Source organism: Erythrobacter sp. SD-21 (assembly GCF_000181515.1).
Classification (GTDB): Bacteria; Pseudomonadota; Alphaproteobacteria; order Sphingomonadales; family Sphingomonadaceae; genus Qipengyuania.
The window spans coordinates 1-1057 of record NZ_ABCG01000019.1 but is presented as its reverse complement, the minus strand read 5'-3'; the positions used below and the strand labels follow the sequence as shown (position 1 = coordinate 1057).

At 53.1% G+C, this 1057-nt stretch carries 1 protein-coding gene; it reads left to right on the top strand.

Translation table 11 applies throughout. From position 1 onward, the window contains the following. Positions 1-567: 567 nt before the first annotated feature. Positions 568-1057 (top strand): Arm DNA-binding domain-containing protein (locus tag ED21_RS14525; RefSeq protein WP_006834685.1); only part of this gene is annotated, 490 nt, incomplete at its 3' end.

The window sequence follows — 1057 nt, the reverse complement described above, 5'->3', positions numbered from 1 at the left end:
AACGGACCTTCGCGAGCTTAGTCGCGAACTTGCTCCTCTCAGTGAAAAAATCGAAGATATTCAGGTTGAGGGAATTACATCAAATCCTCCCCTCCCAGACTATCGGCCAAAAAGAAGAGAAGCTGGAACGAATATCGATGATTTAAAGTAAACCGAACGGATGACTGCTTCCGGGCAGAGCGCGCAGCCCGTAGAATAGCGGAGATTGGAGCGCAAAGCGGATAACGACCTACTCCGCGGTCAAGTTTGAAATTGAAATTCCGAGTCCTAAAAAAGGCATCGAACCAATACATTAGAGGGATTTTGCGGGCCTTTTGCGGGCTTTTCAGCTTGACCGAAATATCTAAACATCAGAAATTAAACGGAAAAGAAGTTCGAATGTGATGCCTCTTCTGGGCACCATTTGTTCTTCTCACGTTCTCCCAAATAATCTATAAAACCCGCAGAAATCCTAGGGATTTGGCCCTTGGATCGTTCCGGATCGTCCCGCCTGTTCTCGGGGGTTCCAGACACTTTTGTGGGCCTTTTGAGGCCGTTTCGCAAAGGCCCAGATGAAAAGGCCCCCACATGCCGCTGACAGATACTCGCCTCCGCGCTCTCAAGCCCAAGGACAAACCGTACAAGGTAACCGATGAGCGCGGCCTATATGTCGAGGTCACGCCGACCGGCAGCAAGCTTTGGCGATTCCGATACCGGATCGGTGGTGCGCAAAAGAAGCTCTGCATCGGCAGCTATCCTGACATCAGCCTCAAGCAAGCCCGAGACGCAGCCTACGAGGCACGACGAGCTGTTGCTTCTGGGGGCGACCCGGCCTTTGAGAAGCGGAAGCGGAAAATCCGCGCCGAGTTCCTTTCTGCACAGACGTTCGAGGCAGTCGCGCGTGAATATATCGAGCAGATGATGGTCCAGAATGGCCGCGCCGATGGCACGATCGTCAAGGCCAATTATTTCCTCGACAAGCTTGCGCCTGCCATCGGTAACCGACCATCCACGAGATCGAGCCGTTCGAGTCCTGGCTCTCTGAACGACTGGAGCACTGGTAAGCACGAGACTGCGA